At 35.7% G+C, this 15,330-nt stretch carries 15 protein-coding genes; 2 read left to right on the forward strand and 13 right to left on the reverse strand.

The features are described from left to right. Positions 1 to 340: 340 nt before the first annotated feature. From IIF7_RS04495 to ruvC, 8 genes are all read right to left on the reverse strand, one after another. Positions 341 to 1,345: a metal-dependent hydrolase gene (locus IIF7_RS04495; RefSeq protein WP_084840481.1), complete on the reverse strand. Its 1,005-nt coding sequence runs from the start codon at positions 1,343 to 1,345 to the stop codon at positions 341 to 343. A gap of 16 nt (positions 1,346 to 1,361) precedes the next feature. After that, a complete protein-coding gene (locus IIF7_RS04500) occupies positions 1,362 to 3,140 on the reverse strand; it encodes a MutS-related protein (RefSeq protein ID WP_084840482.1) in 1,779 nt (592 codons plus the stop codon). Continuing rightward, positions 3,140 to 3,499, reverse strand: a complete 360-nt coding sequence (locus IIF7_RS04505) for an MmcQ/YjbR family DNA-binding protein (protein ID WP_084840483.1) — start codon at positions 3,497 to 3,499, stop codon at positions 3,140 to 3,142. The genes IIF7_RS04500 and IIF7_RS04505 overlap by 1 nt, the downstream gene beginning before the upstream one ends. Before the next feature lie 17 nt (positions 3,500 to 3,516). After that, entirely contained in the window at positions 3,517 to 4,134 is a 618-nt protein-coding gene (locus IIF7_RS04510) for a DUF4230 domain-containing protein (protein WP_084840484.1), read from the reverse strand. A gap of 3 nt (positions 4,135 to 4,137) precedes the next feature. After that, a complete protein-coding gene (locus IIF7_RS04515) occupies positions 4,138 to 4,488 on the reverse strand; it encodes a DUF4260 domain-containing protein (RefSeq protein WP_084840485.1) in 351 nt (116 codons plus the stop codon). A 3-nt stretch (positions 4,489 to 4,491) separates the two neighbouring features. Beyond that, positions 4,492 to 5,238: a cyclase family protein gene (locus IIF7_RS04520; protein ID WP_084840486.1), complete on the reverse strand. Its 747-nt coding sequence runs from the start codon at positions 5,236 to 5,238 to the stop codon at positions 4,492 to 4,494. Between the two features lie 198 nt (positions 5,239 to 5,436). After that, positions 5,437 to 6,564, reverse strand: coding sequence for a radical SAM family heme chaperone HemW (hemW, locus tag IIF7_RS04525; RefSeq protein ID WP_084840487.1), 1,128 nt, complete (start codon positions 6,562 to 6,564; stop codon positions 5,437 to 5,439). Between the two features lie 67 nt (positions 6,565 to 6,631). Continuing rightward, complete coding sequence (gene ruvC, locus IIF7_RS04530; RefSeq protein WP_084840488.1) at positions 6,632 to 7,180, reverse strand: crossover junction endodeoxyribonuclease RuvC; 549 nt, start codon at positions 7,178 to 7,180, stop codon at positions 6,632 to 6,634. A gap of 127 nt (positions 7,181 to 7,307) precedes the next feature. On the opposite strand from ruvC, the gene IIF7_RS04535 reads away from it, so the two are divergent. Together IIF7_RS04535 and IIF7_RS04540 are read left to right on the forward strand one after the other, a co-directional pair. Further along, the gene (locus IIF7_RS04535; protein ID WP_084840489.1) at positions 7,308 to 8,429 is read left to right on the forward strand and encodes a glycosyltransferase family 2 protein; all 1,122 of its coding nucleotides are present in this window, start codon (positions 7,308 to 7,310) and stop codon (positions 8,427 to 8,429) included. Between the two features lie 879 nt (positions 8,430 to 9,308). Continuing rightward, the gene (locus IIF7_RS04540; RefSeq protein WP_084840490.1) at positions 9,309 to 9,590 is read left to right on the forward strand and encodes a YciI-like protein; all 282 of its coding nucleotides are present in this window, start codon (positions 9,309 to 9,311) and stop codon (positions 9,588 to 9,590) included. 63 nt (positions 9,591 to 9,653) lie between these two features. Here the strand turns inward: IIF7_RS04540 and IIF7_RS04545 are convergent, their stop codons facing one another. The 5 genes from IIF7_RS04545 to IIF7_RS04565 all read right to left on the reverse strand — a co-directional run bounded on the left by IIF7_RS04545 (position 9,654) and on the right by IIF7_RS04565 (position 15,327). Further along, complete coding sequence (locus tag IIF7_RS04545) at positions 9,654 to 10,223, reverse strand: hypothetical protein (protein ID WP_245801524.1); 570 nt, start codon at positions 10,221 to 10,223, stop codon at positions 9,654 to 9,656. A gap of 69 nt (positions 10,224 to 10,292) precedes the next feature. Then, entirely contained in the window at positions 10,293 to 11,534 is a 1,242-nt protein-coding gene (locus tag IIF7_RS04550; RefSeq protein ID WP_084840491.1) for a tetratricopeptide repeat protein, read from the reverse strand. Positions 11,535 to 11,537: 3 nt separating this feature from the next. Next, the gene (locus IIF7_RS04555) at positions 11,538 to 12,305 is read right to left on the reverse strand and encodes a hypothetical protein (RefSeq protein WP_084840492.1); all 768 of its coding nucleotides are present in this window, start codon (positions 12,303 to 12,305) and stop codon (positions 11,538 to 11,540) included. Continuing rightward, positions 12,305 to 13,645 (reverse strand): M56 family metallopeptidase, encoded by a 1,341-nt coding sequence (locus tag IIF7_RS04560; protein WP_084840493.1) that lies wholly within the window; start codon positions 13,643 to 13,645, stop codon positions 12,305 to 12,307. The genes IIF7_RS04555 and IIF7_RS04560 overlap by 1 nt, the downstream gene beginning before the upstream one ends. Positions 13,646 to 13,800: 155 nt before the next feature. After that, the gene (locus IIF7_RS04565; RefSeq protein WP_084840494.1) at positions 13,801 to 15,327 is read right to left on the reverse strand and encodes a M56 family metallopeptidase; all 1,527 of its coding nucleotides are present in this window, start codon (positions 15,325 to 15,327) and stop codon (positions 13,801 to 13,803) included. Positions 15,328 to 15,330: the final 3 nt, after the last annotated feature.

Below are 15,330 nucleotides of genomic sequence, written 5' to 3' on the forward strand. Positions count from 1 at the left end.
TATAGAGATGAATTAGCTTTTAGTTTCTTAAATAGATCCTGAAATTATACAATATTGATATATGTTTTTCTAGATTGAAATTTAAAATAATTTTTGTTTTTCACAGTGTATCAATAGCAATCGAAATAAGTCGAGAAATCCATTATTTATGAAAAAGATTTCTCCATTCCGCTGCTCTCCAGTCGAAATGACAAAAAAAACAATTCAAAATTCAGCATTCAAAATTCGAAATTATCGTTCCAACTCTTGAATCTCATATCTATTTTCTATGTTCTAAGATCTAATTTCTAAGAGCGAAGTGGTCTAAACAAAACTGCCAACTGAAACTGTAAACTGAAACCTAATTTCCTCTCATTCGCTCTAACAAACCTTTCATCATCTTAGAAGCATCGCCGTAATCTTTTTCAACTTCAGTAGCAATAAGTTCTCCGTCTTTGACTTCGAGTTTATAGCTAAAAACAAATCGTGAATCATTTCCTGTTGGATCGATCGTACCAAAACGAAGATCATTAAAATAAAGGTTTCCTTCTTTTTCGGTAATCGTGTACCAGCCTTTCGAGATCTTAACCAATCGCTCGAAATTTGGATAATTTTCCAGATCTCCCAGCAAATCGTAATTTTTAGGATAGCGCCTAAATTCTATGGGCTTATCGTCTAAAATCGAATAAGTTCCTACTAAATAAGATTTATCTGTCGCCACGTTAGCCGTCCAAAGAATAGTGTTAAACGGACTAGGTTTTGTTTCGATCTCGTAATAAGACAAATTTTGTTCTTCTAAGGCATTTTTAAACTCATAAAATGTATAGATCTTCAGCGGAATCGTAATGCAAAAAAGGTAAAAACAGCTTAACTGCAATCCCATATAATTCAGCTTTCTTCGGCCTATAGAATCTTTCGGTCTAAAAGCAGCCAATACCACAAAAAATAAAAACGGGAGCGTATAAAAAGGATCGATCACAAAAATCGTTTTAAAAGCCAACCTTATATCTGCCGGCCAAAAAAGTTGCGTTCCCCAGGTGGTAAACATATCTAGAAGCGGATGCGTAAATAAACCCCAAAACATCAATTTAGACCAGCCTTTCCAATCAACATCGGCTTTACGTTCGATCTTTGAAATTAGCCAGCCAAAAATGGGTGCAAAGATCAAAGCAAAGAAAATAGAATGTGTAAAACCACGATGCATTTCGTTGGCGGTAATCGTATCTGTAAAATTACGAGCAATCACATCCAAATCTGGAATCGTGCCGGCAATTGCCCCGTAAAGCATGGCTTTATTACCAACTTTTCTACCTAAAACCACTTCGCCTACCGAAGCTCCTAAAACAATCTGGGTTAATGAATCCATTTAAACTTTCTTTCTACTATTCGTCTACAATCTCCATTTTTCGCAATAAAAACGAAGCATTCATATTTTGGCAAATCCCATCTTTAAAGCGATAATCAAAATGAAGTTCATCATTAATGATTTCAGCGTCAAAATAATGGTTTTTTACCTGGGGTAATTCTGCGGTAATTTCACAAAGGCTAAGATCGTGGGTGGCGATAATTCCTGTAGAATGTGAACGTACCAGTTTTCGAACAAACTTTTTAGAGCCATTGGCTTTATCGGTGCTGTTTGTTCCTTTTAAAATTTCATCTAAAATTATAAAATATCGATCGTGTTGAATACGATTTACGATATATTTAAGTCGTTTTAGTTCAGAAAAGAAATAAGATTCATCATCATTTAGCGAATCGCTGGTTCGCATACTGGTAATTAATTTTATAGGCGTGTACTCACAATTTTCAGCACAAACCGGCAAACCAATATTGCTCATCACGATTTGCAAAGAAACCGTTCTTAAAAATGTACTTTTCCCGGCCATATTGGCCCCGGTCACGATAAAAAATTCTTTGTTGTCGATATAAAAATCATTGGCCACACGCTTTTCGGGATGCAAAAGCGGATGCGCTAATTGCGTTGCCGAGATTCCTTTTTCTCCGGAATTTATCTTCGGAAATGTATTATCTGGATGATTAAAACTGAAGTTTCCTAACGAATTATAAGCATCGGTAAGTTCGATCACTTCAAACCACTTTTCTACCTGAAGTCCGTATTTAGCAATCCAATTTTCCAGTTTTAAGGACTGCCGCAAATCCCAAAGTAAAAAGCCATTCCCAAAGATCCCGAATAACATATTATTTCGTTGATCTAAGGCATCGATGGCTTTAGAAAATTCCCTAAAGATCTGCGAAGCTTTCTTACTTTCAGTCCTAATCGCCTGCTTTTTGTCTTGCATTATTGCTGAAGAAAACGCTTCGTTTTCTAACATTCCCAGCAATTGGTGATATTGGTGAAAAGTATCCTGAATTTTAGAAACGCTTCCCGAAAGTAAATTGATCTTTTTCAGGTAGATTCCTGTGATCAAAATACCAACGACTAACCATAATATCAGCTGAAATTCACTTACAAAACCAAGCGCATATCCAACAATTACAGCAATCGACAATACCGAAAATACCGGCGAAAGCCATTTTATAAACTTCGGAACAAAACGTTTGTATTCTTTAAACCAGCTAACAATAGTGGTAGAAGATTCGGTTGTTTTTACCAGACTTGCGGTAGCGCTAAATTCCTGGCGCCATTTGGCTTTTTCGGCCAGTTCTTTTACCGCTTCCTGTTTCTGCGGAATATTTTCAATCTCATTGGCGAGCAGCACGCTTACCAGCTTTTTTGTTCCCTCGTAAAGTGCCGTTCTATTTAAATACTGAAAAAAGGAACCTCTTCCGAAGAGATCAATATCCTGAGCATATTCATGATTAGGAACTTCAAATTCGCTACCATCTGGCAAATCCTGAAATCGTCGCGATTGCATGACATCAATTTCGGTTTGATTCAGTTTAATGATCGCTTTTTGCTTATCGCTTTTGTATTTAAGATCGCTATGCCGCGAAACCAGGAAAACGAAAACTGCGATCCCGCCAATGATCGAAGAAATAATTACCTGTGTATTTCCCCAGAAAAAATAAATTAGAAAACAAATAATTAAGAAAACAAACAGGCGTAATAAGCTGGACGCTAATAATTGTTTAGAAAGTTTGTCTGCCGCTTTTTGATGAATTTCAATCTGTTTTTTATAAAAATCGATGTGTTTTGCCATTATAATTGGTCGAATTCTCGTTGTTGTTTTTTCGTTAAGCTATTAACGATTAGATGATAAGAATGGTCTGTAAGTTCAAAAATTAATTCGGTAGGGATTTCACCATCCAGAATCATCGTATTCCAGTGTTGTTTGTTCATGTGATAACCGGGAATGATCTTTCCGTCGTATTCTTCGCGAAGTGCTAATGCTTTTTCCGGCTCGCATTTAAGATTTACCCGAAGTGGGACAGCATCTAAAGACACCAAAGCAAACATTTTACCCATTACTTTAAAAACAAGTGTTTCAGGATCAAAAGGAAGATGCTCGGTCACCGCTTTTTTATCCAAACAATAATTTCTGAAAGTATCTATATTCATATTGTTGATTTTCAGGCTTATTTTTTTTCGATCTTTTTCTGCTCGGTTTCATCTAAAACTAATGCCGAATAATCCAATTTCCAACCAATGGTTTGCACGATATTTTCCATAAGCAATACAGTATTTAACGCCTCTTTTCTTGCCTGTTCGAACAATGGTGATTCCGGAATTTTATCTACAATATGCTTTTTTGCGTCGCGATTAATTTCGGTAAGATCTGAAGTTGTAAAAGGATTGGCCCAGCCTTCGCGCTTATCGTAATATTTAAAATCGGTTTCTATGGTAAGCAATTCGGGTTCAGGAAAATTAGTAAGAATGATCTGCTTTTTCTCGTTATCACTTTCCATCTTGATCTTACTAAGATCGAAACCCACATGCGCTTTTGCGTTAATTAAAATAATGGCCTTCTTTTTCCCAAAGATCAGACTTATATATTTTTCCTTTAGATTTTCGTAATGATAGATTTCAGAAAAATCACCTTCTACCGTAATAAATTTGCAAACGCTTCTAATCTTTTCCATTAACACAACAGATTGCTCTTTGGTTTTCACCTTTGAACGATCTTTGTTAAACGCTGTAAAAATAAAGTACGATGCAATGGCGCCTGCCGCCAGCCCGATAAAAAGAAATTCCATAGTCTACTTTCCGATTTCTCCCAAATGGGTGAATTTAAAACCTTTTTCGTATTTGAGTCCGTATCCTAAAATACGATCAAAAGCCGAATGAGAAAACAAAATTACACCTATTAATTGTAAAACCTGAAAATGAAGATGAATCCCCACCAGCCAAAACAAGATCGCCAAACCCTGATGATGGAACAAATTGTACAAAAATGCTCCTATTTTATTATTGAAAACATAACCAATTGCACCAATATCTGGCGCCAAAAATAAACCGATAAACCACCACCAGGAAAAGTCTAAAAAATAGAAAGCGAAAATGCCCAATCCTAGTTTGGCAAGTTCTTCGAGTTTAAGTGTTGTTTTCATTGATCATTGAATTTTATATAAAATAGGTTTCGATGGCGAGGCATCATTTTCGAATGAAGCAATCTGTAAATTCAGAAAATATTCACCGTCTGGCACATGATTCGGCACATAAATAAGTTCTGAAATTGTTGCGTCAAAACGTGTATTTTTAGGATAATTCCAAAAAGCTTTATGCGCCAGTAATTTTCCTTCGTCTTTCTCTTTATCTACTGATGGTAGATCGATTAGCAAATGTTTTACGTTCAATTGCCTGATAAAGATCATAGCTTCTTCAGATAAATACGGCCAATTGGTATGCGAATATTTTTTGCTTCGCTTTTCGATATAATTTGGCAGTGTTCTTATCACTAAAGCTTCCGGACAAGAATCGCCAATTTGCTCTTTTAATAATGCTGCGGAAATTACCTGATCTTCGCCTTGAACTTCCGGACTTACAGAAATAAGTTTCGACTTAAAAAAGAAGTTTTTTAAAGTTTGATTTATACTGAAAAACTCTTTGCTGATATGTCCAACACATTCAGTATGTGTACCATGCCCATGAGGATTAAACTGAATATTATTAAAATTCACTGAAGCTCCTTCTGAAACTTTCCCTACAAAATCACCATCTTTAAAAGGCGCGATCTTTGGCGAATCTAAATACCATGCAATGGGATTTTTATCGTCCCCGCGTAAACTCAGCGATATATCGATAGGTTTCGAAAAATCTATCGTAAAACTTTCTCCTTTATACTGAATTTGTGCAAGCATAATTTGTTTAGTTCTGGAGAGTAAAATTAGAGATTATTTATGGTTATAACAGTTTATGTAGAACATTGAGTGTTAGTTTTACGCAGAAAATTTTAAAACTCAGTTTTCAAAATAAATATTAATCCTTGCTAGTTTTTTCTCCCTTATCTATTTTCTATATTCTCAATTCTAATATCTATCAGCGCAGCGATCTAAGCCTTAATCGATATAAAACAAATCGGCTGCAATGCCATCACTTAAAAATGTCCCTTTTTCAGTGATATGCATCACATCATTTTCAATTTTCAGCAGCTCTTTTTGAAATAAAATAACCGACTGTTCCTTTAGATATTTTACATATTTTTCACCGAATTTGGTTTCAATTTCTTCCAAATCTACACCAAAATGAGTTCGCAATCGCGTCATGATATATTCGTTATAGCGATCTGTTATGCTTAACTCTTCAATTTCGAGAGGCAGTTCCGATTTTTCGATTGCTTTTATGTAAAGCGTATTATTGGCGATATTCCATTTTCGGCAATTGCCATCATAAGAATGTGCGGAAGGACCGATACCCAGATAAGGTTTACCTAACCAATAGGCCGTATTGTTTTGCGAAAAATAGCCCGGTTTGCCGTAATTTGAAAATTCGTAATGCTCAAAACCGGCATTTTTTAATGTTGTTCTTAGAATCTCGAAATGTTTCGCTGCAGCGGCATCATCTACCGGTTTCACTTTCCCTTTTTCAATAAATTTCTGTAAAGCAGTATTTGGCTCGACCGTTAATGCATAGCTGGAAATGTGCGGAATATCCAAATCGAGTAATATTTGGATATTCTCTAACCAACGCTCGTTACTCATTCCCGGAATACCATAAATTAAATCGACCGAAATATTATCGAATTTCGACCTAGCCAACTTGATAGATTTTAGTGCTTCTTCAGCATTATGAGCGCGGTTCATTAATTTTAGATCCTCTTCAAAAAAAGACTGCACGCCAATGCTTAGTCGGTTAATTTTTGAATTTGCCAGCTCGTTTAATTTCTCTTCAGAGAGATCATCTGGATTCGCTTCTAAAGTAATTTCAGGATTTTCAGAAATATTGAATTCCGTATAAATCGTTTCAAAAATCGCATTCAATTCCTCTAAATTCAGCAAACTTGGTGTGCCTCCACCAAAATAAATGGTTTGGATCGGTTCATTTAGCAGCTCATTTTTCCGAAGTATTAATTCCCTTTGCAATGCGCTAACCAGCTCACTTTTTTTCTTCAATGAAGTCGAAAAATGAAAATCGCAGTAATGACACGCCTGCTTACAAAATGGGATATGAATGTAGATTCCGCTCATTTTTTAATTTGAAGATTTGGAAATGTGCTAATGCGATAATTAATTTTCAAATTGGCACATTATCAAATTACCGAATTTTGTCTGGATTTTGTTTTACAAACGCATCCCAACCGGTGTAACTTTTACCGATATTAGGTTGCCCGGAATTGTAAAAATGACAAACCGCAGCGGCGAGACCATCGGTAGAATCCAGGTTTTTGGGCAAAGATTTTAACTTCAGCATACTTTGCAGCATTTTTGCAACCTGTTCTTTACTAGCATTTCCGTTTCCAGTGATCGCCATTTTAATCTTTTTAGGAAGATATTCAGTAATTGGGATTTCACGTGAAAGTCCGGCAGCCATCGCCACTCCCTGCGCTCTTCCCAGCTTCAGCATCGATTGCACGTTTTTACCAAAAAAAGGCGCTTCGATCGCAATTTCATCTGGATGAAAAGTATCAATAAGCTCGATCGTACGCTCAAAGATCAATTTCAGTTTCACATAATGATCATCATATTTTTTTAGCTGAAGTTCGTTCAGCTGCAAAAACTCCATCTTCTTATTCTTCACTTTTATCAATCCAAAACCCATAATCGTAGTTCCCGGGTCGATTCCTAAAATGATCTTTTCGCTCAAATTCGTGATTTTTTGACAAGGAAATTAAAGTATTCCTCTTTTGCAAAGCTACGGAAATCTATCTTTGCGATAAATTGCTAAAGGATTTCTGAAACTTCTGTAATTCTGAAAAAATTAAACCCATTTTATGCTAATATTCGTTGTTTTGATCGCTATTTCTTACGCCGCACTAATGATCGCTTTCAAAAAAGGCTGGGGCAAATTAAAAGAGCCGCTTTACGACTACGAAATGCCTGAAAATAGCTTTTCGATTGTGATTCCGTTTAGGAATGAAGCCGAAAACCTACCAGAATTACTCGAAAGTTTGTCTTTGCTGAACTATCCTTTAGAACTTTTTGAAATTTTACTGGTAAATGACGAATCTGAAGATGATTCTGAAAAAATTATTGCTGAATTTATCGAAAATCAACCTCAGTTTTCCTTGAAGCTTTTACAGAACAATCGAAGTTTTAATTCCCCAAAAAAAGATGCGATAAAAACAGCGATTGAAATTGCCCAATCTGACTATATTCTTACCACCGATGCCGACTGTAAAGTGCCGCAATACTGGTTGCAAAGTTTTAATACTGAAATTATAAAAAATAACCCCGCAATGATCGCTGCACCGGTGACAATCGAAGCTGAAAATCCAAAATTCAGCACCGCTTTTGAAGCGCTTGACTTTTTGAGTTTGCAAATTTCTGGTGCCGGCGCATTCGGACTTAATAAAGCTTTTATGGCCAATGGCGCTAATCTTTGTTATAAAAAGGAAGCTTTTATTAGCCAAAATGGATTTGATGGAAATGATAATATCGCCAGTGGTGACGATGTGTTTTTGCTGCAAAAATTTATTCAGCAGGGATTTAAAGTGAGTTTTCTTAAAGATAAGTTGGCTGTGGTAATCACAAAACCGCTGAATGATCTTAAAAAACTGGTACAGCAACGGATTCGCTGGGCATCAAAAACCCCGGCTTACAGCAGTAATTTTGCAAAACTTACCGGAATTATCGTTTTTGTAATGAATCTCGCTTTTAGTTTGAGTCTGCTTTTGGGACTATTTAAGCTATTTCCTTTTCCTTATTTTATGATCATCTTTTTAGTGAAATTCAATTTAGATTTTGTGTTGCTATATAATGCCTGTCAGTTTTTTAACCAGGAATCACTAATGCGACATTATATGATAAGCAGTGTTTTACATCCATTTTTTTCGATCTACGTGGCTTTTCTTTCTCTCTTTGGAGGTTATCAATGGAAAGGGAGACGTTTTTAGCTATTAGCAGACAGCTATCAGCTCTCAGCCTTCAGCAATATAAAGTTTTTAGTAAGTGAGTTTTATTAGTTTTCGGTAAACAAAATTCAATAAACAATGATTGTCATTTCGAGTGATTTTAATGAAGTGCAGCGAAATTAAAATTGTATCGAGAAATCTGTTCCCAGTAAGCAGTCTCAGTAGGCAGTTGGCAAAATTCAATTAACATTTAGCAACTAGCTCTCAGCCTTCAGCAATATAAAAGTTTTAGTTATTGAGCAATCTCGGTGTACAGTGAACAAAATTCAATAAACAATGATTGTCATTTCGAGTGATTTTTAATGGAGTGAAGCGAAATTAAAATTGTATCGAGAAATCTAATCATTTTTGCCAGTGAGCAGTCGCAGTGGGCAGTTGGCAAAATTCAATTAACAATTAGCAATTAGCTCTCAGCCTTCAGCAATATAAAGGTTTTAGTTATCTCCATCAGTTGGCAGTCTCAGTTAGCAGTAGAGTTCTATTCGCAATGATTGTCATTTCGAGTGATTTTAATGAAGCGCAGCGAAATTAAAATTGTATCGAGAAATCTGTTCCCAGTAAGCAGTCTCAGTAGTTACAAAATTCAAAAAACAATTATCAATTAACAGGTAGCCTTTAGCTATTAACAAATTTCATTACAGATTAGGTCTAAAGAACTACTGAAATCTCATTCAACATTAAGCATTTAAAATTCAACATAAATTTATCTTCTCTTAAAATCTATTGTCTAGATTCTAGAATCTAAAAGCGAAGCGTCTCAATACTCAATTCTAAATACTAAGAGCGCAGCGCTCTAACTTCTAACATCTATCAGCAACGCGATCTTAATTCTATTCCCTATCTTTAACCAAAACCAATCTTATGAATTTTTATATCCTAACTTATCATCTTGTAGATTCGTATTTAGAAGAACGTGGTAAATACCGCGGAGAACATTTAGGTATGGCGAAAAAAGGACAGGAAGCCGGAGAAATTGTAATGGCTGGAGCGCTGGACAACCCTGCTGATAAAGCTGTTTTTATCTTTAAATCTGAATCTGAAGAAACCGCTATAAACTTTGCCGAAAATGATCCTTATTACAAAAACGGACTCATAAAAGAATATTCGGTTAGAAAATGGAATGTGGTGATTGGAAATGAGTAGTGAGTAGTGAAATTTCAGATTGAAAATTTAAACTGCAAAAATGTTTTTTTCTGAATACTAAAATTACTCTGCCTTAATTACAATTGGCATTTTAAAAGCGGTAGAAACTGGGATTCCGCGTTTGCTGGCTGGATAGATCTTAGGTAAAGAATCGATACTTTCTCTTAGCCAGTTTTCAATTTTTGGTAATTGATTGGTCACCGTGCTATCTATTGCAGAAATCGAATCGATCTCTGGTTTCCCGGTTTTAGTGACTTCAAGATAAATATAGATGGTATCGTCGATACTTTTACTAACCACCGGCTGTTGCTGTTCCAGATAAGCGTAGACGTTTTTGGCGACTGCAGTTTCAAAACAATTTCTTGCAGCAACCAATTCGGTTTCCTGCTGGCATTCTTCAAAAGCCGGGTATTCGTCGACTTCTTTCCAGTTAAGGGATTTTGATTCCTGTTCTAAAACTTCTTCAGAAGATATTTTCTTTGTTTCAAAATTACAGGAAAATAGCATCAAAATTAAAACCGAAAAAAAGCTACCTCGAAGCACACCTTTTAAGTAGGTATGGCTAGTAACTTTTTGTAGCGAGAAAGGTGTTTTTATAACCTCATCTCTACTGTTGAGTAAACTTCTTTTCATTAAATCTTCGGCTTCTGGCATCAAAAATAATCAAATTGCGCTTAACCCCAAGATTAGATGATTTTTATACTATTTTTTCTGCTCAGAAATATCGCTGGTATCTGCTTCAGCTAAAGAATCCTTCAATTGATCTTTTTCATTTTCTTCGGAATTTTTTTCAGCAGCTAAATGTTTCTTTTTCTTAAGATCACTTATTCGGGTTTTAGTGAGATACAGCATTTCTCTGGCCAAGTAGTTAGGCTTTTCACTATTGTATTTATTCCAAAACGCCTGATAATAATTAATCTTGGTATCAAAATCCTTAAAATAATTATCGCCGGCAACCGCACGCTCGTATAAAGCCCTTATATGATCTGGATTTTCATTTAAAGTTTTCTGGAAATAATCAAAAGCTTTTTTATAGTCTTCAAGATACTTATAGGTAAGCGCCAAACTAAAATATTCCCCGTCCAAAGGCTGATCTTTAATCTCGATAGCCATTAATAAATGAGCTTCAGACTGCTTAAAATCTTGCGTGTTGGCGTACAATCTGCCCAACAGAAAATGAGTTGAAGAATTTCCCGGCTCGTAAGCTAAAGCCATTTTATAATGTTCGATCGCCTTATCCTTTTTACCATCTTTATAATAAGCGTAAGCTAATTTAGTATGAATAAATTCATTCCCCTGTCCTAGCTTAATGATCTTTTCGTAATGCGGAATCGCTTCGTAAAAAACCGCCATCGCCGAATATGTTTGTGCTGTGATAGAAAGTAACGAGACGTTATTTTCGTTTTTGCCTAATCCCATCGCAGTATAGGCTAAGGCTTGCTGATAGTCGTTATTTCGAAGACTTTCTTTAGACAATTTATACAACGCATTTTGGTGAAATTGGTCATATTTATGCGTTCTTTTAAATAGCTCGAAGGCCAGACTATCTTTTGCCATTCGTTCGTTGGCCAAACCTCTGGAATAATAAAATTGTGCGTTTTCAGGATAACGTAAGCTTAGTTTTTCGTAAAGACTGTCAGCTTCCTTTAATCTATTCAGGTTTAAGAGTGTTTCCCCATAATTTAAAGCCGTTATTACCCGGCTAGAATCTAAATCCAGGATCTTTTTATAGGTTTTTAAAGCCTTTTTATCTTCACTATTCGCCTTGTAATATTTAGCCAGATCTGTTAATATTTTTACTGAAGAAGTATCTTCTTTCTCCATCAACAAAACTGCCTCGTCGTATTTCCCAACAGCATATAAGCTATCGGCAATTTTGGTGTTGGATTGTGCGTAAATCGAAAGACTGATAAAGGCAAAAAGAATTGTACTAGTTAATCGCATAAATTATACTTTTAGATAAAACGGAAGCACCTGCTTTCGTTTTTCGTATTCTGAAATTAGGGTTTCTCGGAATTCCCGATTATTAAACATAAACAAATACATCGCGCCTCGTGCCTCCAAAAGACGTTGTTCGTTATCTTCTGAAAACTGAATTTTATTTAAGTTCTTCATCCCATTTACAAACTGATCGTAAAGATTACTTCCCTGCTGAAAATTTTCTAAGATAGCTGCTACTGAAAATGCTTCGATAAAAGGATTTTTGATTGATGGATTTGCTGAATTCCCATTTAAACCACCACAAACTTTTCCTTTATATCTCCCCTGTTCATCAAGACCTTTGATATAAAAATACTTTGAAGCCACATCTGTTAACCGATCCAGACTAATGGTATCTACAAATTTCCCAGTGCTTATTTTTTCTGAAAATTTATCCATTAGATCACCAAACTGTGCATCTGAATTTAAAAAACGGTAAAATTCCTTGTGTAGTGAAACACTATCTTCTATACCTTTTAGCTGAGAAAACTCACGAAACCCTGAATAACCAGTAAAAAGATTTAATAAAACTACTTTGTTTGTTTCGGTAAGTTCATATAAAGGATTTGTTTCCTCTAACTTTTTAACCGTAGGTTTTGGAAATTTCTGGTCTCCAAACTCCAACATTTCAACACCAAAAATTTTCTCGTAATTATTTCTAATATCAACTTGATTGGTTTGTGCCGACATGGTTTTTATCCCGAGAATCAGTACAACAAAAAGGAAGCCTCTCATTACATGTCTTCATTTAAAGTAATTGGCAGCGAATAAATCACATTTACTTTTTCAGAATTATGTTCTCCCGGGATTAACTGCGGAAGTCCTTCTACGGCCTTTACCGCTGCGGCTTCTATAACTTCACGGTTATTGCCCGCCAAAATCGCTCTGGCTCTTGCTGCTTCAACTTTTCCTAAAGAATTAATTCTGAATTGTACCACAACTCTAATAGCACTATCAAAATCACCTTTTATCCCCTCATTAAACCTGTTATTCACAAACTCATTTATTTTTTCTGAAGTACAGTTTTTTTGCTCTGCTGCTGCCAGTTCTTCACAACCCTTAAAAAGCGGAACTTGATCGACTACCGCAAAAGGAAAATCTACGGGCTGATTTTCGTTATTTTCAGCCATTATTTCAACATTCGCTGTGTTTTCTACGGAAGTAGTGCTTGCTTCAGAAACTTTATTCTGAATCGTATTTGCTGAAACATTCGCTACAAAAACCAACATGGCGAACGTTAACGGAATGGCAAATAAATATTGAAGTTTAGCCATAGATCGGCTTTGTTTTTTCTGTATCATTTTGATGCGTTTTTTTAACGATGAATTATTTAAAAACTGACTCGAAAATATAAGATCCTCACTACCAAAACTGGCATTAAGTAAATGCTGAAAATAGTTAGATTTTGAGGTCTTTTTCACCGACTCGGTATCGGCAAGATACTCGTGTATCATGGCAATTTTAGATTGATACACATACACCAACGGATTAAACCAAAAAATGACCTTGAAAATCTCGAAAATCAACAAATCCAGGCTATGTAATTGTTTGGCGTGTACTTTTTCGTGTACCAGGATTTGATCTCGCTCTAAAGCTGAAAGTTCGCTTCCCAAAAAGATGGTTTTAAAAAAGGTAAAAGCAGCTCTAGTTTGCGGTAGCTCAATAATCCTAAATTGATCTTCAGTTCTTTTAAGGTTTTGTGTAAAAAGTGACTTCAATTTAAACAATTTCAGGCTTAAAAAAATTGCGCTTATCACAACACCAATCACATAAGTTACCACCCACCAGTTTATAAAAATTTGCTTCGAAATTATCGAATTTCGGCTGGCTTCCTTTGTAGTTTCAGGTGCGGTAATATCTAAAATCTGTTGCGCCCTAAAAGCGCTTAGCCTTTCTGGTGAAACCACATCATAAAAAAGATCGAATTTCAGTAAAGGTAAAATTAGCGACAAACTAAAAGAAAGCAGCAAATACCAGCGATTATAAGCAAAAAAAGTAGTTCGTTTTAAACTAATCTCGTACACCAGCCAAAATAAAAACTGAAATACAATCACCTGAATACTGTACTGCAACATCTTTTAATTTTTAAGTAAAATACCTAGGGGCAAGCCCAAAAGGCACTCATTGGGAATAAATTTTTAATTCCGAGGCAAGCCTCGGGATATCATAGCCTTTGGCGGTGCCAATGAAAACTGCCCGGAAATGGGCAGTTCCCTAGTTCTTTTTCATATTATTTTGAAGCCGGTGCTGGCGGCGGTGGCGGTGGTAAAGAACCATCTGATCTTCCAGCAGCACCAGAAGTATTTTCTCCATTTTGGAAAGTGATTGGTAATGAATACACAACACCTACAGCTTCTCCTCCTTGCTTACCTGGCGTCATTTGTGGGATAGAATTTACCACTCTTTTGGCTTCTTCTTCCAATTCTGGTACTGGAGCTTTGGCTCTAATATCACGAATACTTCCGGTTTCGTCGATCTTAAACTGAACAATTACTCTGGCAATCGAACCTTCTTCCAAAAGATTCTTTCCTATTTGAGTATTAAATTCCTTTTGAACATGTTTCATAATCTTTTCTGAAGTACAATCCTTACGCTCTTCGTTGGTTTTTAAACCTTCGCAACCAGCAAAGGCAGGAACTTCTTCGATAACAGCAAACGGTACATCTGCAGTTGAAGACTTTGAACCATAACCCTGTACCTCTATTACTTTTTTATCTTCAAACCTACTAGATCCCAACATTTTATCTTCAATTTCCTGTAAACTATTTACCAATTGAAGTTTTTGATCTGAAGTTAAATTATCCCTGCTCTCGATCTTAGAAATTAAACTTTCGATATCACTGCTTGGATCTTGCGAGGCAACCTCTCGATCATCTGAACAGGAAACATAAACAAGCATCATCGCTAATACCGGCACCACCAGTAAAAACTTAAATTTTGCGATGGTTTTAGATTTGTTCTTTTGTAACATAATTATTCGTTTTTTGATTAAAGATTTATTAAAAAATTGATTGGTGAATGAGAGATTTTGAGTTTCAAAAGCACTGTTAAGTAACTGATTGAAATAATGTTTTTTAGAAGTTCTTTTTACCACTTCTTCATCGGCGATAAACTCGTGTAATAAGGCAATTCGATTCTGAAAAATATAAACTAGTGGATTAAACCAGAATACGACTTTTAAGATCTCGAAAAACAATAGATCCAGGCTGTGTTTTTGCGAAACATGAATAAGCTCGTGTTCTAAGATTTGCTCGCGTTCTTCAGCTGAAATTTCACTTCCCAAAAAGATGGTCCTTAAAAATGTAAAAGCCATTCTGGAATTAGGAATTTCAACAATTTTGAAGTCTTTTTTATCTTCAGCTTTAAACTGAAATAACTTACCTATAACTCGCCATCTTTTTAAGAATAACAACAAGCTCATAAAACTACCCAAAGCGTAGGCTATCAGCCACCAATTTACTGCTGTTGTCTTTTCGGCTACAATATGCACCGTAGGTAATTGTTCAACTTGCGGCTGGTTAGCCCCTATAAAGACTTCGGGTAATTTAATGGTATTATTAATTGCCATGACGGCAGATGCAGGTACAACTTCAGATAAAATAGTAAAACTGGCAAAAGGCAGTATTAAAGACAGTACCGGGGTTAACAAAAGATACCAACGGTTTGCCGTAAAAAAGGTTTCCTTTTTAAGAAACAATTCATACACCAGCAAAAATGCTAGCTGAAAAACTATAATTTGAATAATGTACCTTATCATAAT

This window comes from Zunongwangia atlantica 22II14-10F7 (assembly GCF_002094855.1).
GTDB lineage: Bacteria > Bacteroidota > Bacteroidia > Flavobacteriales > Flavobacteriaceae > Zunongwangia > Zunongwangia atlantica.